This window comes from Paracoccus aminophilus JCM 7686 (assembly GCF_000444995.1).
In the GTDB taxonomy this organism is placed as follows: domain Bacteria; phylum Pseudomonadota; class Alphaproteobacteria; order Rhodobacterales; family Rhodobacteraceae; genus Paracoccus; species Paracoccus aminophilus.
This window is the reverse complement of sequence record NC_022041.1, coordinates 1-18,128: the sequence shown is the minus strand read 5'-3', so window position 1 is coordinate 18,128 and position 18,128 is coordinate 1. Positions and strand designations below refer to the sequence as shown.

The following is an 18,128-nucleotide window of genomic DNA, read 5'->3' as shown; positions in this document are numbered from 1 at the left end:
GACGCAAGGGGATTTCCCCCGTCGGTTCCCTGAGACATCGCGCTCTGACAGAGCGTCGCAGGCCCGACTATGCCGCATAAACAGTATTTTGTCTTGAACTATTCCGCGCGCGCCGCCCCGGGGACCGGCACGCTCAGGCGGGGTCACCCGCCAAGGCAGCCTCGAGCGCGGCCTGACAATGGACCGCGACCGTGTCAAAGACCGGCACCACGACATTGCCCTGATGAAGTAGCATCCCGACCTCGGTGCAGCCCAGAATCAGGCTATCCGCCCCGTCCGCGACCAGCCTTGCGGCGATCTCTTCAAAGCGCGCGCGGCTCTCGTCGGTGACCAGATCGCGGCAAAGCTCGTCATAGATGATGCGGTGGATCTGGGCGCGGTCCTCTGGCTTCGGGATCGCCGGAGCCAGCCCTGCCGCCGCCAGACGGTCGGTGTAAAAGCTCTGCTCCATCGTGAAGGCCGTGGCCATCAGGCCGGGGCGGCGCAGGCCCTGCCCGCGGATCGCGGCGGCGGTCGCATCGGCGATATGGATCAGCGGGACCGTCACGCCCGCCATCATTTCAGGCGCAAGCTTGTGCATCGTATTGGTCGCGAGCAGCAAAAGATCGGCCCCGCCGCGCTGCAAGGCCAGCGCCTCGCGGTTGAGGATCCGCCCGGCCCCGGCCCAATCGCCCGCCGCCTGCAACGCCGCAATCGGCGCGAAATCGAGCGAGCGGATCAGCAGCTCCGGCGAATGCAGCCCGCCCAGACGGTCCCGCGTCAGATCGCACAACGTCCGGTAATAGATCTGGGTCGAGGCGGCGGACATGCCGCCCAGAATGCCAATCGTCTTCATCTGCGCTCCCTTTGCCCGGGCAGCAGAATAGCCGCGCGGCAGGCGGCGGCAAGCCCGGCAGGAAGCCAGGCCGGGAAGCGGGCCGGGCACGCCCTGCCCTTGCCCTCAGGGCTTTGCGGCGGGCTCTGGCCGGGTCACGATGAACAAAGCGATGGCCGTGCAGATCAGCCCCTGCGGGATGATCACGTAAAGCGGCAGGTCCAGAAAGATCGACCAGCCGAGCCCCATGATCATCGCCGCCGTCGCGAAATATTTGACCCGGCGCTTGATCGTGCCATCGTCGCGCCAAGCGCGGATCGGCGGGCCGAGCGTCGGGTGGTTCAGGATGCGGTCGCGCAGTTCCGGCGAGGAGCGCGAAAACGCCCAGACCGCGACGATCAGGAAGGGCACGGTCGGTATGACCGGCAAAAGCGCCCCGATTGCGCCAAGGATGACGCCCAGCCAGCCCATGCCCAGATAGACGATCCGCATCAGGCCGCGAGCTCGCGCAGAATGGCGTTGAGGACCGGACGGCCCTGATCGGTCGCGGCCAGCCGGTCGCCCCGGCGGGTGACCAGCCCCATCTGGCTCAGATCGGCAAGCTTGTCGGCGGGCAACGCCTGCCCGGCCAGAGCCTCGTAGCGCGAGATCTCCATGCCCTCGGCCAGACGCAGCGACATCAGCAGATATTCGAGCGCGCGGTCTTCGAGCGTCAGCGCATCGCGCAGGCTTTCGCCGGTGCCCTCGGCCTCAAGCGCGGCCAGCCATGCGCCGGGGGCGCGATGGGCCTCAGTCGCGTAGCGGGTGCGGTCGAGCGTCAGGCGGCCATGCGCGCCGGGGCCAGCGGCGGCCCAGTCGCCTTGGCGCCAATAGACCAGATTGTGCCGGCTTTGCGCGCCGTCGCGCGCGTGGTTCGAGACCTCATAGGCGGGCATCCCGGCCTCGGCCAGAATGTCCTGCGTCTCAAGATACATATCGGCCGCCAGATCGTCGTCGGGCAGGCCCTTCAGCCCGCCCTTGTCGTGGCGCGCGCCAAAAGCCGTGCCCGGCTCGATCGTCAGTTGGTAAAGCGAGAGGTGATCGACCGCCATCGCCAGCGCCTCGGTCAGCTCTTTGCGCCAAGCCTCGCGGCTTTGATCCTGCCGGGCATAGATCAGATCGAAGCTCACGCGGTCAAAGGCCGAGCGCGCGATGTCGAACGCCGCCTGCGCCTCGGCCACCGAATGCATCCGCCCGAGCTTGTGCAGATCGGCGTCATTCAGCGCCTGCACGCCCATCGACAGCCGGTTCACCCCGGCCTCGGCATAGGCGCGAAAACGCCCCATCTCGACCGAGGTGGGGTTGGCTTCCAGCGTGATCTCGATGTCATTGGCGAAGGGCCAGGCGGCGCGCGCGGCCTCGATCACCGAGGCCACGGTTTCCGGCGCCATCAGCGAGGGCGTGCCGCCACCGAAGAAGATCGAATTGAGCACCCGCCCCGGCGCCTGCTGGCCCAGACGCGCCAGCTCAACCTCATAGGCGCGCGCCCAACGGCTTTGGTCGATCGCCCCCGCAACATGGCTGTTGAAGTCGCAATAGGGACATTTCGAGGCGCAGAACGGCCAATGGACGTAAAGGCCGAAACCGCCCGAGCGCCAGTCATTGGCGGCCGGATCGGGCGAAATCTGGTCTTGGATCATCTGGGACTTCTACGCGGCGGGCTGAGGACGGGCTGGCGGGGCGTGGGCAGAGCAGGCTTTGCCCACGCGGTCGGTCTTGGATGAGGGCAGGTCTGCGACCGCCGTCACTCCTTCAAAGCGGTGACTTCGACTTCGATCTTCATCTCGGGCTTGATCAGCCCCGCGACCACCATGGTCGCCGCAGGCCGGATCTCTCCCAGATAATGGGCAAGCACCGGCGCGATTTCATCCACCAACCCGGCGTCGGTCACGGTGTATTGAACCCGCACGACATCCGAGAGCGAAAAGCCGCCCTCGGTCAAAGCCGCAACGATGGTCTCGAAGCAGTTGCGCGCCTGATCGGCGGCGGCGTCTGGCATCGCCATGGCGGTGTAGTCATAGCCGGTCACGCCCGACACGAAACACCACGGGCCTTTGACCACGGCGCGGCTGTAGCCCAGTTTGGCCTCGAAGGCCGATCCACCCGAGATTTTACGCAAGGACGGCCTCCAATTTGCGGAAGGCATCGGCGCGGTGGCTGATCTGGTTTTTCTCTTCTGCGGTCATTTCCGCGAAGGTGCGATCCTGCCCATCCGGGATGAACATCGGATCATAGCCGTGACCATGCGCCCCGCGCGTCGGCCAGACGAGATGCCCCGGCGCGACGCCCTCGAAGATTTCCTCATGCCCGTCCGGCCACAGTAAAAGCAGCGTGGCGCGGAATTGCGCGGTGCGCGGCTCGGGCGCGTTCAGCGCCTCAAGCTCGGTCCAGGCGCGGGTCATGGCGAGATCGAAATCGCGGCCATTCGGGGTCTCGGCCCAATCGGCGGTATAGACGCCGGGCGCGCCGCCCAGACCGTCGATGGTGATGCCGCTGTCATCGGCCAGAACCGGCAGGCCGGTCGCCTCCATCGCGGCGCGGGCCTTGATCCGGGCATTGCCGACGAAATTGTCCTCGGTCTCGACCGGCTCGGCCAGACCGAGCTCGCCCGCCGAGGTGACCTCGATGCCATGCGGCGCGAACATCGCGCGCATCTCGTCAAGCTTGCCCTTGTTGTGGGTCGCGATCAGCAGCTTCTTCTCAGTCAGCTTTCTCATGCGATGGCAGCCTTCTGCGCAGCCACGAGCTGGGCCACACCCGCCTCGGCCAGATCCATGAGCTGGTTCATCTGATCGCGCGAGAAGGGCGAGCCCTCTGCCGACATCTGTACCTCGATAAGACGCCCCGCCCCGGTCAGAACGAAATTGCCATCGGTGCCCGCTTCGCTGTCCTCGGCATAGTCGAGATCCATCACCGCCTGCCCGGCATAGATCCCGCAAGAGACCGCGGCGACATGGTCGATGATCGGGTCGATGTTGATCAGCCCGGCCTTCATCAGCTTGTTCACCGCAAGGCGCAGCGCGACCCAACCGCCGGTGATCGCGGCGCAGCGGGTGCCGCCATCGGCCTGAATGACATCGCAGTCGATGATGATCTGGCGTTCACCAAGCGCGCGGCGATCGACGCCTGCGCGCAGCGAGCGACCGATCAGGCGCTGGATTTCCTGCGAGCGGCCCGATTGCTTGCCAAGCGCAGCTTCGCGCTTGTTGCGGCTGTTCGTCGCACGCGGCAGCATCCCGTATTCCGCCGTCACCCAGCCCTGCCCAGAACCCTTGAGAAAGGGCGGACATTTTTCTTCGAGCGAGGCCGTGCACAGCACTTCGGTGCCGCCGCAACGGATCAGGCAAGAGCCCTCGGCGTGACGCATAACCCCGGTTTCAATTGAAATCGGGCGCATATCGCTTAAATTTCGTCCTGACGGGCGCATCTGACATTCCTTTCGGGATAGGTTGCTGCCAATTACAGGCCAGCGGCCCTGGTTCGCAACCCGTCACCGCAGCCCCCGCCCCGACCCATGAAGGCCAATCCGAGACGAAATGCCCGAACACAGCCTGCTTTCCGAACTCAACGACCGCTCTCGCGAGGTGTTCCGGCGCGTGGTCGAGGCATATCTCGACACGGGCGAGCCGGTGGGCTCGCGCACGCTGACCCGCGACATGAGCGAAAGGGTCAGTGCCGCGACGATCCGCAATGTCATGCAGGATCTCGAACATCTGGGCCTTCTGAACAGCCCCCATATTTCCGCCGGGCGCCTGCCGACGCAGATCGGGCTGCGGCTTTTCGTCGATGCGCTGATGGAGGCCGGTCCGGTGACCGAGACCGACCGCAGCGCTATTGACGAGACCGTGGGTCACGACACCTCGGACACCGGCCTGCTTCTGGACCGGATCGGCGGCGCGCTGTCGGCGCTGACCCATGGCGCCTCGCTGGTGCTGACGCCCAAACAGGAAGCGCCGATCCGCCATATCGAATTCGTGAGCCTCGCCGCCGACCGCGCGCTGGTCGTTCTGGTCTTCGCCGACGGCCGCGTCGAGAACCGCGTCTTTACCCCGCCGCTGGGACAGACGCCCTCTTCGATGCGCGAGGCCGGGAATTTCCTGAACGCCATCGGCGAGGGCCGGACGCTGACCGACTTGCGCGCCTCGATCACCAAAGAGATCACCGCCTCGCGTCAGCAGCTGGACGGGCTCGCAGCCGAGCTGGTCTCGACCGGGCTGGCGCTTTGGGAAGGCGACGGCTCGGACTCGCGGTTGATCGTGCGCGGGCGCGCCAATCTGCTGGATCACGAGGTCGAGGATCTCGAACGGATCCGCGTGCTTTTCGACGACCTTGAACGAAAGCGCGACATCGCGCGTTTTCTTGAACTGGCGGAAGATGGCGAGGGGGTGCGCATCTTCATCGGCTCTGAAAACAAACTCTTTTCACTTTCTGGTTCCTCTCTGGTGGTTTCCCCCTATATGAACGCTGACCGGAAAATTGTCGGAGCCGTGGGGGTGATTGGACCGACGCGACTGAACTATGGACGCATCGTGCCTATCGTGGATTACACTGCCCAATTGGTCGGGCGGGTCCTCTCCGGCAGAAAAGGATGAGATGATGACGAAAGACAACCAAAACGGGCGCCTGCCCGAGAGCGATCTCCCAGAGGATATCTTCGGGGAAGATGTTGACCTTGGGGATGTGACCGCCGCCCCGGAGATCGAAGCCATCATTGCCGAACGTGACGAATATCGCGACCGCTTCATGCGCGCGCTCGCCGATGCCGAGAATGCCCGCAAACGCGCCGACCGCGAACGTCGCGATGCCGAGCAATATGGCGGCACTCGTCTCGCCCGCGATCTGGCCCCGGTCCATGACAACCTGACCCGCGCCCTGACCCATGCCACCGAAGAGCAGCGCGCTGTCGCGGGCGCCTTGATCGAAGGCGTCGAGCTGACCCTGCGCGAGCTGGAAAGCATCTTCACCAAACACGGCATTACCGTCATCAGCCCGGCCCTTGGCGAGACCTTCGATCCCAAGCTGCACGAGGCGATGTTCGAGGCTCCGGTCCCGGGCACAGTGAAGGGCACGATCATCCAGACCATGGACAACGGCTTCATGCTGCACGATCGCCTGCTGCGCCCGGCCAAGGTCGGCGTCAGCTCGAACCCCGGCTGATCCCAGAAGATCAGACCTGCAAAGATGATTTGGCCAGCTGTCGGAAATCCCCGCAACTGGCCTTATCGATTCAGGGCATCTGGCACTATTGCCGCGTGCGGGGACATGAGAGGCTGTGGCCGACACAACCGTCCTTCCGTCCAAGAGGCCCCGCCATGAACATCGCCAATCCGCTCACCGCTCGCGGCAATGATCTCACCCATATCATCGAAACCGACCGCGCGCATATCTGGCACCACCTGCTTCAGCACAAGGCGCTGGAAACCACCGATCCGCGCATCATCGTCGAGGGCAAGGGCATCCGGGTCTGGGACGCCGCCGGGCGCGAATTCATCGACGCGGTTTCGGGCGGGGTTTGGACGGTCAACGTCGGCTATGGCCGCGAGAGCATCGCCAATGCCGTGCGCGACCAGCTGATCCAGATGAACTATTTCGCGCAATCGGCGGGCTCGATCCCCGGCTCGCTTTTTGCCGAGGCGCTCTTGGACAAGATGCCGGGGCTGAGCCGGATCTATTACGCGAACTCGGGTTCTGAGGCGAATGAGAAGGTCTTCAAGATGGTCCGCCAGATCTCGGCGCGCCATCACGGCGGCAAGAAATGGAAGATCCTCTATCGCGAGCGCGACTATCACGGCACCACACTCGCGAACCTCGCCGCCTGTGGCCAGCCTGAACGCGCCGCGCTTTACGGCCCCCTGCCCGCCGGTTTCGTCGAGGTCCCGCATTGCCTCGAATACCGCAAGCAATGGGATGTCGAGGATTACGGCCGCCGCGCCGCCGATGCCATCGAAGAGGTGATCCTGCGCGAAGGCCCGGACGAGGTCGGCCTGCTCTGCCTCGAACCGATCACGGCGGGCGGCGGCGTCATCACCCCGCCGGAAGGCTATTGGGAGCGGGTTCAGGAGATCTGCAAGAAGTACAATATCCTCCTGCATATCGACGAGGTCGTCTGCGGCCTTGGCCGGACCGGCGAATGGTTTGGCTATCAGAACTTCGACATCAAGCCGGATTTCGTGACCATGGCGAAAGGCGTCGCTTCGGGCTATGCGGCGATTTCCTGCATGGTCACGACCGAGGCGGTCTTCGATCAGTTCAAGGACGACCCGAGCGATCCGCTCAGCTACTTCCGCGACATCTCGACCTTTGGCGGCTGCGCGGCTGGCCCGGCAGCGGCGCTGGAAAACATGCGCATCATCATCGACGAGGATCTCCTGGGCAACACCAAGCGCATGGGCGCGCGGCTGACCGCGAACCTGAAGGCGCTGATGGAGAAGCACGAGGTCATCGGCGACGTGCGCGGCATCGGTCTCTTCCAAGGCGCCGAGCTGGTCGCGGATCGCAAGACCAAAGAGCCGGTCGATGAGAAGCTGGCGCAGAAGGTCGTGGCGGAATGCTCGGCGCAGGGCGTCATCATTGGCGTGACCAACCGCTCACTGCCGGGGATGAACAACACGCTCTGCCTTTCGCCCGCGCTGATCGCGACAGCGGACGACATCGACGCGATCACCAATGCGATCGACGTGGCCCTGACCCGCGTCTTTGGCTGAGCCGATCTAAACGACAAATTGTTTCACGTGTGACAAAGAGGCCCGGTAGCTTGTCTGCCGGGCCTCTGCCATGATAGCGCCACGTCCAGACCGGCCCGCTCACCGGGCCAGATGAGGGCAAGATGGCAATCGCAGCCGAGCTGTTCTTCCTTGATCCCGCCAGCGCCGCGACGCTGCAGCACCAGCTGCGCCAGCAGATCGTCGAGGCCATTCTTGACCGTCGCTTCCTGACCGGCGAGCGCCTGCCCTCAAGCCGAGAGCTCGCGCGCCATCTGGGCATCAGCCGGCTGACCGTGGCCACCGCCTATGCCGATCTGATGGCGCAAGGCTTTCTGTCGTCGCGCGACCGCTCGGGCTATTTCATCGCCGAGGGTGTCCAGAGCCGCCCGGCCGCGCCCCCCACCAACGACGCCGAGCAAAGGGCCGATTGGTCGCGGCTGATCGGTCAACGCTTCAGCACCAGCCGCGGGCGCTTTCGCAATCCGGAATGGCGGAGCTACCGCTACCCGTTCATCTACGGTCAAGCCGACCCCGCGCTCTTCGATCTTGCCGCCTGGCGGCAATGCTCGCGGCAGGCGCTTGGTCAAAGCGATTTCAACCTGCTGACCGCTGATTTCTACGAAGCCGACGACCCCGAGCTGGTGCTCTATATCACCCGGCACCTTCTGCCCCGGCGCGGCATTCACGCCCGCCCCGAGGAGGTTTTGCTGACGCTTGGCGCGCAGAATGCGCTGTGGCTCTCGGCGCAGGTCCTGCTGAACCAGCGCCGGACGGCGGTGATCGAGAACCCCTGTTACCCCGGCTTGCGCCAGATCGTCGAGCAGACCCGCTGCCATGTCCGCCCGCTCGATGTCGATGCCGAAGGCTTGCCGCCCGACCAGATCCCGCAAGGCACCGATGTCGTCTTCACCACCGCCAGCCACCAATGCCCGACCAACACCACCATGTCTTTGGCCCGCCGCCGCGATCTGCTGGAGCGCGCGCAGCACGAGGGATTTGCGATTGTCGAAGACGATTACGAATTCGAAATGTCCTTCACCAATGCGCCCTCGCCCGCACTGAAATCGCTCGATCGGGCCGAGAGCGTGATCTATGTCGGCTCGTTCTCGAAGTCGCTTTTTCCCGGATTGCGTCTGGGCTACCTTGTCGGGCCAACCGAGTTTCTGGCCGAGGCCCGCGCCCTGCGCGCGCTGGTGCTGCGCCACCCGCCCGGCCATCTGCAACGCACCGTCGCCTATTTCCTCTCGCTCGGTCATGCCGATCGTCAGATGGAGCACATGCGCCGGGTCTATGCCGAGCGGCGCGCCGTCATGGAAGAAGCCATCGCCCGGCACCGACTTGAGATCGCGGGCGCAGGCAGTGGCGCGGGCGGATCGAGCTTTTGGATGCGCACTCCGCCCGGGATCGATACGACCCGCCTCGCTCAAGATCTCTTGGCGCAGGACGTGGTTATCGAGCCCGGCCCCGATTTCTTCTTCGACCCCGAGCCCCAGCCCCAACACTACCGCCTCGCATATTCCTCGATCCCAAGCGAGCGGATCGCGGAAGGCATCGCCCGCATTTCGGGTGCGATCGAGCGGGCGAAGACGTAATTCATTCAGGGGCTTGACGCTGCGGGGCAGACCGGCACCATCCCGGCACCCAAGGAAGGCAAAGCCATGAAAATCCTGATTCTCGACACCGCAGAAGCCGCGCAGGAACGCGCGGCAGAGATGATTTCAGAGGCGATCCGCGAACGCAGCCGCACGGTGCTGGGGCTGGCGACTGGGGGCACCATGCTGCCGGTCTATGAGCGGCTGGTGGCGTGCCACCGCGCGGGCAAACTCAGCTTCTCTGGGGTCACGACCTTCAACCTCGACGAATATGTCGGCCTCGCGCCCAGCCATCCGCAATCCTATCGCAGCTATATGAACCGGGTGCTGTTTTCGCAGGTCGACATCGACCTTCAGCGCACCCACCTGCCGCGCGGCGATGCCCGCGATCCCGAAGCCGAGGCCGCCCGCTATGAGGCCACGATCGCCCAATGCGGCGGCCTTGATCTGCAGCTGCTCGGGATCGGGCACAACGGGCATATCGGCTTTAATGAGCCGACCTCGAGCCTCAAAAGCAGAACGCGGATCAAGACATTGACCCGCGAAACCAGAGAGGCAAACAGCCGCTATTTTCGTGCGGACGAGCATATCCCGTCCCTTGCGATCACCATGGGCGTGGGCACGATCCTCGACGCGAGAGGCTGCCTTCTGCTCGCTGTGGGCGCGGGCAAGGCCGCGCCGGTCGCGGCGATGGTCGAGGGTCCGCTGGCTGCCGTCTGCCCTGCCTCGGCATTACAGCTGCATCCGAAAGCGACGGTCATTCTCGACCGCGCCGCCGCCCAGGATCTGAAGCTGAAGGACTATTACCTTCACGTTCATCCCGACGGCTCGGCGCGTGACGAGCTTCAGTGATTGCGGGTGTCGATCGGCAGAACATTCTCGTTCTTGACCGGCTCCATCGCGAAATGTGAGGTCACATTGCGCATCGGCACACCGCTGGTCAGACGACGGTAGAAGTCGTCAAAGGCGGGCATGTCTTTCACCACGACACGCAGCAGATAGTCGGTCGGACCGGCAAGGCGATGCGCCTCGATGATCTCTGGGTGACGCGCGAGCTCCGTCTGGAAATGCTCGCGCCAGTCGGCGCTGTGATCGGCGGCCTCGACCGCGACAAAGACCGTCAGGCCCAGCCCAAGCTTCACCGGATCGACCCGAGCGACGCGGCCAGTAATGATCCCCGTGCTCTCAAGCCGCTGGATGCGCTTCCAGCACGGTGTTTGCGACAGCCCGACCCGCTCGGCCAGGCGCGCGACGGAAAGCGACGCGTCCTGCATCAGCGAGGCAACGATTTTGCGGTCGATCAGGTCAAGTTCAGCCATGATTCTACTCCTTTGCCTTGCAGATTCGTTCGTTGGCAAAAATGATAATACCAAAAGACGATTGGATTGGTAGATATTAATTCGCTGACGCCAAAAAATAGGACATTTTTCCTTAACGGGTGCATGTTCAGGGAAAGACGCGGGATTCCGCGCTTGATCTCGTTGCGGCATTCGCAAAGAGGCACAAAAAGGGGAACAAAAAAGCCGGAGATGTAACATCTCCGGCGTAATTTACTCAGATCGGATAACGTAAACCCCTAGGCGCCCGCGCCCAGCAGTTGGCACAGACGATCAAGCTGATCGAGGTCTTTGTAGCGCACGACGATCTCGCCGCCATCAAGGCCAGCGTGGTTAATGCTCACCGGCATCCGCAGCTGCGCCGTCAGATCCCCTTCCAGAGCCCGGGTGTCCGCGTCCTTCTCAACTTCGCGCGGACGCCGCGCTTTGGCCTGGCTAGGCTCTGCCTGCCGGCGAACGAGCTCTTCCGTCTCACGAACGGACAGATTGCGCTCGATCACCTTGCGGGCTAGCTCGACGGCGTTTGGCGCGGTAATCAAAGCACGGGCGTGACCCGCGGTCAGTTTACCCTCTTTTAGCCAGGCCTGAACCTGCTCCGGCAGGTTCAAAAGGCGCAAAAGGTTCGCGATATGGCTGCGGCTCTTGTTCAACGCCTCAGCGAGCCGCTCTTGCGTATGACCAAACCGCTCCATCAACTGCTTGTAGGAGCCCGCCTCTTCGATCGCATTCAGATCCGAACGCTGGATGTTCTCGACAATTGCAATCTCTAGAACTTCGGTATCGCTCAGATTGCTGACAATCACCGGCACTTCATGCAGCTGCGCGATCTGCGCCGCACGCCAGCGGCGCTCACCGGCGACAATCTGATAGAGCCCCTTATCCTGCGGATGCGGGCGCACGATGAGCGGCTGAAGAATGCCCCTGCTGCGCAAAGATTGCGCCAATTCCTGCAGAGCTTCCGGCTCAAAGCTCCGCCGCGGTTGGTCCGGATTGGGCGTAATCTGTTCAACAGGAAGCGTCTGGCGCTGCGCCGGACGCTCGGAAGGAATCAAGTCGACATCGGCCATCAGTGCAGAAAGCCCCCGGCCAAGTCCCCGCTTCTCTGGTTTCGCTTCCGACACGTCATTTTTTCCTTCTTAAACAGATACAAGCTGGCGGCTCAGAAATTCTCGGGCGAGCGCGCGGTAAGCGCCGCTCCCCTTGGACGTGGAATCATAGCTCAACACCGGCATCGCATGCGACGGCGCTTCAGAAAGACGGACATTTCGCGGAATAACCGTCGAGTAAACCAGATCGGACAAAGTCGCTCGAGCGTCGGCCTCAACCTGCTGCGAAAGATTGTTACGATTATCTGCCATTGTCAGCAACACACCTTCAATGCGCAGATCTGGATTGGCCCCTTGCCTGACCTCGCGTACGGTCATGAGCAATTGCGACAGACCTTCAAGCGCGTAAAACTCTGCCTGTAGCGGAACCAAAACGCTATCGGCTGCGACCATCGCATTCACGGTCAGCAATCCCAGAGCTGGTGGGCAGTCAATCAAGATATAGCTGGCTTCACTGCTTGCGCGCAGCTTCTTGCGGAGTAACTGAGTGCGCCCCGGAATCGACGCGAGCTGCAAATCAGCGGCGGCGAGATCGCTGCTCGAGGGGACAATTCGAAGGTTTTCAATCTCGGTACTCTGGATGCTATCAGAGAAAGCCATTTCTCCCAGAAGCAGGTCGAACGAATTGACTTCTCGCGCCTCAGGAGGAACACCCAAGCCGGTAGACGCGTTTCCCTGCGGGTCCAAATCAATCACAACGACCGAATGGCCAAGTTCCGCAAGCGATGCCCCAAGATTGACGGCTGTTGTGGTCTTTCCCACCCCGCCCTTCTGGTTTGCGACCGCGATGATCCGGGCCTCAGACATGTTCTATCCTTCTAATTTCCAGGATCGCGGCATTTTCGTCGGTCAGACTTGGATGTGATATCAGATCAAAGCGCCATGTTTTCCGCGCTTCCTCGACCTCGGCGTGCCAATTTCTACCTTTCATCAGCCACGCGGTCCCGTCTTCTGCCAGATGCCTGCTCACATATGACATGAGAAGCGGAAGCGCCGCAAGAGCGCGTGCACTAATGTTGGCGACATCAAGCCGATCTACAGCTTCGATCCGCTGCGCAACGATTGCGCAATTCTTCAGCCCAAGTTCTCGACAAACCGTCCGCAAAAACTCTGCTTTGCGCCGATCACTTTCGATGAGTTTTACCTCAAGATCGGGCCGTGAAATTGCAACGACCAAGCCGGGTAAGCCGCCCCCGCTACCAAGATCCACCCAGTTCGTATTTGTTTTTGCGGACAAGTCGACGAGCTGCAGGCTATCCCGCAAATGCCGCTCTTCAAATTCCAGCAGGCTACCTGCGGCTACGAGATTGATCCGAGGGTTCCATTTTCGAACAAGCTCGCAGTATTGCGCGAGCGCACGCGCTGTTTCACGTGAAACATCGATCATGCTGAGCGCCGCTCGCTGGTGCGCAAAACGGCCAACAAAAGCGTCAGCGCTGCTGGGGTCATGCCCTCTATCACAGCGGCAGCGGACAATGTCGTCGGCTGATAACGCTGAAGCTTATCCTTCAATTCGTTAGAAAGCCCTGAAATAGTTTCGTAGCTAAAGTCGGACGGGATCTTTACACCCTCCTCCTTCCTCAGCATTTCCGCGTCGCGCTCTTGCCGATCCGTGTACTGAAAATACAACGCGTCAGTCGCGACTTGCTCAATTGTCTCCTTAGAGAAATCTGCAAGACGCGAATCCAGCCTAAGGACCTCATCGCGCGCAATGCCGCCCTGTCCCAGAAGACCAAATACACTGCGCCTTACGCCATCTTGCCGAACCTCTATGCCTCTGGACAGAAGCTCGGATGGCGAAAAGGCGGAGCCCTGGGCAATGCGCCGCGCGGCGTCATAGCGGCTCATTTTGTCAGAAAAGCGCGCCTTACGGTCCTCCGACACGGCGCCGATTTCGATTCCAAGCGGTGTAAGCCTCTGATCCGCGTTATCAGCGCGCAACGACAGCCGGTATTCAGCTCGCGAGGTAAACATCCGGTAAGGCTCGCTCACCCCACGCGTGACAAGATCGTCGATCATAACACCGATATAACTCTGCGAACGGCTCATCGCCAGCGGTGATCGTCCCTGAGCAGAAAGCGCGGCGTTCAGACCCGCAATCAAACCTTGCGCAGCAGCTTCCTCATAACCAGTGGTACCGTTGATCTGCCCTGCGAAGTAAAGACCGTCAATCGCCTTTACTTCGAGCGTCGATTTCAATGCGCGCGGATCGACATAGTCATATTCGACCGCATAACCTGGTTGAACAATTTCTACCTCTTCCAGACCTCGAATCGATTTCACATACTCTCGCTGAATATCCTCGGGCAAAGACGTCGATATGCCGTTCGGATAAACGAGATTGGTATTCAACCCTTCGGGCTCGAGAAAAACCTGATGAGACAGCTTATCGGCGAAGCGCACGACCTTGTCCTCGATGGAGGGACAATATCTAGGTCCAACCCCGGCAATATGCCCGCCGTACATCGCCGAACGCTCGAGGTTCCGGCGGATGACGTCATGGGTCCGCTCATTCGTGTGGGTTATGGCACAATCGACCTGCTGGCCGGAAAACTGGTCATTCATATAGGAAAAGAGAACAGGATCGTCATCGCCAGGCTGCTTATCCAAGGAATCCCAGTCGATGCTCGCACGATCCAATCGAGGCGGCGTTCCAGTTTTCAATCGTCCGAGCGTAAGCCCCAAGGGCGCCAAAGATTCCGCCAATCTTACCGAGGCGGCATCGCCCCAGCGTCCAGCCGGACGGCTAACATCGCCGACGTGAATAACGCCGTTAAGAAATGTTCCCGTAGTGAGAATGACGGATCGAGCCGAGATCTCCTCGCCATTTGCAAGGCGAACACCGCGGACCTGGCCGCCTTCCGACACAATTTCGGCCACTTCACCGGATATAAGATCCAGATTTCTTTGCGCAGTTGCCATTCTGTAGGCCGCCGCACGATAGAGCGCCCTGTCAGCCTGCGCTCGCGGTCCCTGTACCGCTGGCCCCTTTCGACGGTTCAGCAACCTAAACTGAATGCCAGCTTCGTCCGCGATCCTACCCATGACACCGTCAAGGGCGTCGATTTCCCGAACAAGATGCCCCTTCCCGAGACCTCCAATTGCCGGATTGCACGACATCGTCCCGAGATCGTCGATTTTGAGAGTTACCAACGCAGTACTCACGCCCATCCGTGCTGATGCCATGGCGGCTTCCAATCCCGCATGGCCTCCACCGATAACTACGACATCATATTGTTTCACGTGAAACACCTATTTCCCGATACAGAACGACGAGAAGATCTCATCGAAATATTCTTCTGCGCCGATCTTCCCTACCATCGAGGACATCTCATGAATCGCCTGGCGAATTTTTTCCGCGACAAACTCCGGTAACAGCCCTCGCTCGATTTCCAAAGACGATACTGCCCGCCTTAGTGCATCTGCCTGGCGAAGATGGCTAACAAGTCCGACACCAGAGGATCGCATCCTTAACACGCTATACACCGATTCGAGCAAATCCGCGACCCCCTCCCCGGTCAAGCCAGAGATCCCCGCGCCAGATAGATCGCTCTTGGCCCGGACAAGAAGATCGCCGTCACGGAAGCCGGCCTGCTTACCCCCATCTGGCGAGAGATGGATTCGCAGATCTGCAGCATCCGCGCGCTCCTGTGCCAAAGCAACGCCCATCGCCTCAACCTGATCATCGCTTTCACGAAGACCGGCCGTATCGAGGAATGTAACTGGGAGCCCTTTCAGATCCGTGCGTAACTCGATCACATCTCGAGTCGTCCCAGCAATATCTGATACCAGCGCAACCTTGCGTTTACCGATCTGATTTAGCAGCGTTGATTTTCCGGCATTCGGTGGCCCGATAATCGCGACCTCGTAACCCTGGCGAAGCCGCTCTGTCGCCGGGTACTGGGCCAACACCCGTTCCAGCTCCGCGCGCACTTCGGCCAAAAGCTGGAACGTCTCGGCGGGAATATCTTCCGGAACATCCTCGTCGGCAAAGTCAATGCTCGCCTCAACCAAAGCGCCGGCGCGAATTAGCAGCGCTCGCATCCGTTCAGAAAACTGCCCGATTTCACCGCTCGTCGCGCGCATTGCCAACTTGCGTTGCGCCTCTGTTTCCGCGGCCAAGAGATCAGAGAGCCCCTCTGCCTCGGCAAGATCCATCCGCCCATTGATGAACGCCCGTTTCGTGAACTCACCCGCCTCGGCACGGCGCAATCCCAAAGAAAGCAGTGCAGTTTCAACACGTTGAACGATAACAGGCGCGCCATGCAGCTGAAGTTCGGCAACGCTCTCGCCGGTAAAACTCGCATCTTGCTCAAAGCGGATGACCAGCGCTTGGTCAATCACGTCATCCCCGTCGCGCAAGGTCCGAAGATAGCCGCGGCGCGCTTCCGCAACCTCGCCCGCCAGATATTCAAGCGCCTCGCGCGCGCGCAGCCCGCTTACACGAATGACAGAAACGCCCCCCCGGCCGGGAGGCGTTGCTTCTGCAAAAATCGTGTCCAATTCAGTCTCCCGGACCTCAGGCGTTCATGGAATCGAAGAATTCGCCGTTCGACTTGGTCTGTTTCAACTTCGAAATCAAGAATTCAATCGCGTCGGTCGTTCCCATTGGGTTGAGAATGCGGCGCAACAGGTAGGTTTTCTGAAGATCTTTCGAATCGACCAGCAGCTCTTCCTTCCGGGTGCCGGATTTCAGGATATCCATCGCCGGGAAGACGCGTTTATCCGCAACTTTCCGATCAAGTACGATCTCCGAGTTACCGGTCCCTTTGAATTCTTCGAAGATGACCTCGTCCATGCGCGAGCCGGTGTCAATCAGTGCAGTCGCGATGATCGTCAGCGAGCCGCCCTCTTCGATGTTTCGCGCGGCGCCGAAGAAACGCTTCGGGCGCTGCAAGGCATTGGCGTCAACACCACCAGTAAGCACTTTACCCGAGCTCGGCACCACAGTGTTGAAGGCACGACCAAGTCTTGTGATCGAATCGAGCAGGATGACTACATCTCGTTTATGCTCAACCAGCCGCTTCGCCTTCTCGATCACCATTTCCGAGACTGCGACGTGACGGCTTGCCGGTTCGTCAAAGGTCGAGGACACAACCTCGCCCTTCACTGACCGCTGCATATCGGTAACCTCTTCCGGCCGCTCGTCGATCAGAAGCACGATCAGGTAGCATTCGGGGTGGTTGCGTTCGATCGAATTGGCGATGTTCTGCAGCAGAACCGTCTTACCGGTCCGCGGCGGCGCCACGATCAGCGAGCGCTGGCCCTTCCCGATCGGCGCGACCAGGTCGATGATCCGGGCCGAGCGGTCCTTGATCGTCGGATCCTCGATTTCCATCTTCAGCCGCTCATTCGGATAAAGCGGCGTCAGGTTGTCGAAGGCAACCTTGTGCTTCGCCTTCTCCGGGCTTTCGAAGTTGATCTTCTCGACCTTGGTCAGCGCGAAATAACGCTCATTCTCGCCGGGCGCGCGGATCACGCCCTCGACGGTGTCGCCGGTGCGCAAGGAATGCTGCCGGATCATGTCCGGGCTGACGTAAATATCGTCCGGACCCGGCAGATAGTTCGCTTCGGGCGAGCGCAGGAAGCCGAAACCGTCCTGGACGACCTCGAGCACGCCATCGCCGCCGATTTCGAACCCGTCTTCGGCATGTTCCTTCAGAAGCGAGAACATCATCTCGCCCTTACGCATCGCCGAAGCGTTCTCGATCTCCCATTCCTCGGCCATCGCCAGCAGGTCGGCCGGGCTCTTGGCCTTGAGATCGGACAGGTTCAAACGTTCTTCGCTCATCATTCCGCCCATATATGCGCGATCACCCAGAAAGATGCGCGTCGGATCAGTGCATGGAGAATCCCCGCCGGACGGCGGTTTTTGCCCAGATAGGGACTCAAACCCGGTGAGTCAACGCGACTCAGGGTTCAGAACTTCAAAATCACCGAGAGAACGATGACAATCATCAGCAAAGTCGGCACTTCATTGGCGATCCGATAGGTCCGACCAGAGGCCCCTCGCCCGGCGAGCAGCTCTTTGCGCTGTTTCGACAGCCAACCGTGATAGCCCGACATTGCAAGGACGCCCGCGGCCTTCGTCCAGGGCCAGATCGACGACCAATCGACGATTCCGGGCGTCGCGACGAGCCACAGCCCCGCGATCCAGGTGACGATCATCGCCGGATTCATGATCATGCGCAGAAGTTTCTCTTCCATGATGACGAAAGAGGCCGTCGGCTCGGTGCCGCTGCGCCCGCGTTCGGCGTGATAGACGAACAAACGCGGCAGATAGAACATGCCAGCCATCCACGAAATGACGGCCATGATGTGGAGGGCTTTTGCCCAGGGATAAGTGAGGCTCAGGAGTTCGGTCATGGGCGCTACCCTTAGTCTCTTAATCTTAAAATTAAAGAAGAATTAAAGATTGATGATTCAGATGGTCCTGTTGGTATCTGGAAAAGTCACATTCTTGGACTCTTTTCACAGGCTTTTTTGCGCGTGGATAACCGTTTCGCGGCGATGAGGTCAAAGTGGGATTCTTCTAA

The 18,128-nt window shown here is 61.2% G+C and carries 19 protein-coding genes; 5 read left to right on the top strand and 14 right to left on the bottom strand.

Annotation, left to right across the window (positions count from 1 at the left end; translation table 11 throughout):
• Positions 1-133: 133 nt before the first annotated feature.
• The 6 genes from JCM7686_RS00095 to rph all read right to left on the bottom strand — a co-directional run bounded on the left by JCM7686_RS00095 (position 134) and on the right by rph (position 4,280).
• A complete protein-coding gene (locus tag JCM7686_RS00095; RefSeq protein WP_020948835.1) occupies positions 134-835 on the bottom strand; it encodes an aspartate/glutamate racemase family protein in 702 nt (233 codons plus the stop codon).
• Positions 836-940: 105 nt separating this feature from the next.
• The gene (locus JCM7686_RS00090) at positions 941-1,306 is read right to left on the bottom strand and encodes a YbaN family protein (protein WP_020948834.1); all 366 of its coding nucleotides are present in this window, start codon (positions 1,304-1,306) and stop codon (positions 941-943) included.
• Entirely contained in the window at positions 1,306-2,493 is a 1,188-nt protein-coding gene (gene hemW, locus JCM7686_RS00085; RefSeq protein ID WP_020948833.1) for a radical SAM family heme chaperone HemW, read from the bottom strand. Before hemW ends, JCM7686_RS00090 begins: the two co-directional genes overlap by 1 nt.
• A 104-nt stretch (positions 2,494-2,597) precedes the next feature.
• On the bottom strand, positions 2,598-2,972 hold the full coding sequence (locus tag JCM7686_RS00080; protein WP_041527016.1) for a RidA family protein: 375 nt from the start codon (positions 2,970-2,972) through the stop codon (positions 2,598-2,600).
• Entirely contained in the window at positions 2,965-3,570 is a 606-nt protein-coding gene (gene rdgB, locus JCM7686_RS00075) for an RdgB/HAM1 family non-canonical purine NTP pyrophosphatase (RefSeq protein WP_020948831.1), read from the bottom strand. The genes JCM7686_RS00080 and rdgB overlap by 8 nt, the downstream gene beginning before the upstream one ends.
• Entirely contained in the window at positions 3,567-4,280 is a 714-nt protein-coding gene (rph, locus tag JCM7686_RS00070; protein WP_020948830.1) for a ribonuclease PH, read from the bottom strand. Before rph ends, rdgB begins: the two co-directional genes overlap by 4 nt.
• Before the next feature lie 109 nt (positions 4,281-4,389).
• On the opposite strand from rph, the gene hrcA reads away from it, so the two are divergent.
• The 5 genes from hrcA to nagB all read left to right on the top strand — a co-directional run bounded on the left by hrcA (position 4,390) and on the right by nagB (position 10,001).
• Positions 4,390-5,445, top strand: a complete 1,056-nt coding sequence (hrcA, locus tag JCM7686_RS00065; protein WP_020948829.1) for a heat-inducible transcriptional repressor HrcA — start codon at positions 4,390-4,392, stop codon at positions 5,443-5,445.
• 4 nt (positions 5,446-5,449) lie between these two features.
• The gene (locus JCM7686_RS00060; RefSeq protein ID WP_041527447.1) at positions 5,450-6,010 is read left to right on the top strand and encodes a nucleotide exchange factor GrpE; all 561 of its coding nucleotides are present in this window, start codon (positions 5,450-5,452) and stop codon (positions 6,008-6,010) included.
• 155 nt (positions 6,011-6,165) lie between these two features.
• Positions 6,166-7,557 carry an aminotransferase family protein gene (locus JCM7686_RS00055; RefSeq protein ID WP_020948827.1) on the top strand — a complete coding sequence of 464 codons (1,392 nt, stop codon included), beginning with the start codon at positions 6,166-6,168 and terminating at the stop codon, positions 7,555-7,557.
• Positions 7,558-7,679: 122 nt separating this feature from the next.
• On the top strand, positions 7,680-9,149 hold the full coding sequence (pdxR, locus tag JCM7686_RS00050) for a MocR-like pyridoxine biosynthesis transcription factor PdxR (protein ID WP_020948826.1): 1,470 nt from the start codon (positions 7,680-7,682) through the stop codon (positions 9,147-9,149).
• Positions 9,150-9,215: 66 nt separating this feature from the next.
• The gene (gene nagB / locus JCM7686_RS00045; RefSeq protein WP_020948825.1) at positions 9,216-10,001 is read left to right on the top strand and encodes a glucosamine-6-phosphate deaminase; all 786 of its coding nucleotides are present in this window, start codon (positions 9,216-9,218) and stop codon (positions 9,999-10,001) included.
• Here the strand turns inward: nagB and JCM7686_RS00040 are convergent.
• The 8 genes from JCM7686_RS00040 to JCM7686_RS00005 all read right to left on the bottom strand — a co-directional run bounded on the left by JCM7686_RS00040 (position 9,995) and on the right by JCM7686_RS00005 (position 17,958).
• Complete coding sequence (locus JCM7686_RS00040; RefSeq protein WP_020948824.1) at positions 9,995-10,468, bottom strand: Lrp/AsnC family transcriptional regulator; 474 nt, start codon at positions 10,466-10,468, stop codon at positions 9,995-9,997. The two genes, nagB and JCM7686_RS00040, sit on opposite strands and share 7 nt — an antisense overlap.
• Before the next feature lie 257 nt (positions 10,469-10,725).
• Positions 10,726-11,607, bottom strand: a complete 882-nt coding sequence (locus JCM7686_RS00035; RefSeq protein WP_041527015.1) for a ParB/RepB/Spo0J family partition protein — start codon at positions 11,605-11,607, stop codon at positions 10,726-10,728.
• Positions 11,608-11,622: 15 nt separating this feature from the next.
• Positions 11,623-12,399, bottom strand: coding sequence for a ParA family protein (locus JCM7686_RS00030; protein WP_020948822.1), 777 nt, complete (start codon positions 12,397-12,399; stop codon positions 11,623-11,625).
• Entirely contained in the window at positions 12,392-12,979 is a 588-nt protein-coding gene (gene rsmG, locus JCM7686_RS00025; RefSeq protein ID WP_041527014.1) for a 16S rRNA (guanine(527)-N(7))-methyltransferase RsmG, read from the bottom strand. The genes JCM7686_RS00030 and rsmG overlap by 8 nt, the downstream gene beginning before the upstream one ends.
• Positions 12,976-14,844 (bottom strand): tRNA uridine-5-carboxymethylaminomethyl(34) synthesis enzyme MnmG, encoded by a 1,869-nt coding sequence (gene mnmG, locus JCM7686_RS00020; protein WP_236635857.1) that lies wholly within the window; start codon positions 14,842-14,844, stop codon positions 12,976-12,978. Before mnmG ends, rsmG begins: the two co-directional genes overlap by 4 nt.
• Complete coding sequence (gene mnmE / locus JCM7686_RS00015) at positions 14,845-16,095, bottom strand: tRNA uridine-5-carboxymethylaminomethyl(34) synthesis GTPase MnmE (RefSeq protein ID WP_020948819.1); 1,251 nt, start codon at positions 16,093-16,095, stop codon at positions 14,845-14,847. It lies immediately after the preceding gene.
• 16 nt (positions 16,096-16,111) lie between these two features.
• Positions 16,112-17,383, bottom strand: coding sequence for a transcription termination factor Rho (gene rho / locus JCM7686_RS00010; RefSeq protein WP_041527445.1), 1,272 nt, complete (start codon positions 17,381-17,383; stop codon positions 16,112-16,114).
• Positions 17,384-17,511: 128 nt separating this feature from the next.
• The gene (locus JCM7686_RS00005) at positions 17,512-17,958 is read right to left on the bottom strand and encodes a CopD family protein (protein WP_020948817.1); all 447 of its coding nucleotides are present in this window, start codon (positions 17,956-17,958) and stop codon (positions 17,512-17,514) included.
• Positions 17,959-18,128 lie beyond the last annotated feature (170 nt).

Excerpts from the sequence above, each read along its gene's own strand:
- hrcA (WP_020948829.1), top strand. The coding sequence starts at position 4,390 with ATGCCCGAACACAGCCTGCTTTCCGAACTCAACGACCGCTCTCGCGAG.
- JCM7686_RS00030 (WP_020948822.1), bottom strand. The coding sequence starts at position 12,399 with ATGTCTGAGGCCCGGATCATCGCGGTCGCAAACCAGAAGGGCGGGGTG.
- JCM7686_RS00095 (WP_020948835.1), bottom strand. The coding sequence starts at position 835 with ATGAAGACGATTGGCATTCTGGGCGGCATGTCCGCCGCCTCGACCCAG.
- JCM7686_RS00090 (WP_020948834.1), bottom strand. The coding sequence starts at position 1,306 with ATGCGGATCGTCTATCTGGGCATGGGCTGGCTGGGCGTCATCCTTGGC.
- rho (WP_041527445.1), bottom strand. The coding sequence starts at position 17,383 with ATGAGCGAAGAACGTTTGAACCTGTCCGATCTCAAGGCCAAGAGCCCG.
- nagB (WP_020948825.1), top strand. The coding sequence starts at position 9,216 with ATGAAAATCCTGATTCTCGACACCGCAGAAGCCGCGCAGGAACGCGCG.
- JCM7686_RS00055 (WP_020948827.1), top strand. The coding sequence starts at position 6,166 with ATGAACATCGCCAATCCGCTCACCGCTCGCGGCAATGATCTCACCCAT.
- pdxR (WP_020948826.1), top strand. The coding sequence starts at position 7,680 with ATGGCAATCGCAGCCGAGCTGTTCTTCCTTGATCCCGCCAGCGCCGCG.
- hemW (WP_020948833.1), bottom strand. The coding sequence starts at position 2,493 with ATGATCCAAGACCAGATTTCGCCCGATCCGGCCGCCAATGACTGGCGC.
- JCM7686_RS00060 (WP_041527447.1), top strand. The coding sequence starts at position 5,450 with ATGACGAAAGACAACCAAAACGGGCGCCTGCCCGAGAGCGATCTCCCA.
- JCM7686_RS00005 (WP_020948817.1), bottom strand. The coding sequence starts at position 17,958 with ATGACCGAACTCCTGAGCCTCACTTATCCCTGGGCAAAAGCCCTCCAC.
- rph (WP_020948830.1), bottom strand. The coding sequence starts at position 4,280 with ATGCGCCCGTCAGGACGAAATTTAAGCGATATGCGCCCGATTTCAATT.
- JCM7686_RS00040 (WP_020948824.1), bottom strand. The coding sequence starts at position 10,468 with ATGGCTGAACTTGACCTGATCGACCGCAAAATCGTTGCCTCGCTGATG.
- rsmG (WP_041527014.1), bottom strand. The coding sequence starts at position 12,979 with ATGATCGATGTTTCACGTGAAACAGCGCGTGCGCTCGCGCAATACTGC.
- rdgB (WP_020948831.1), bottom strand. The coding sequence starts at position 3,570 with ATGAGAAAGCTGACTGAGAAGAAGCTGCTGATCGCGACCCACAACAAG.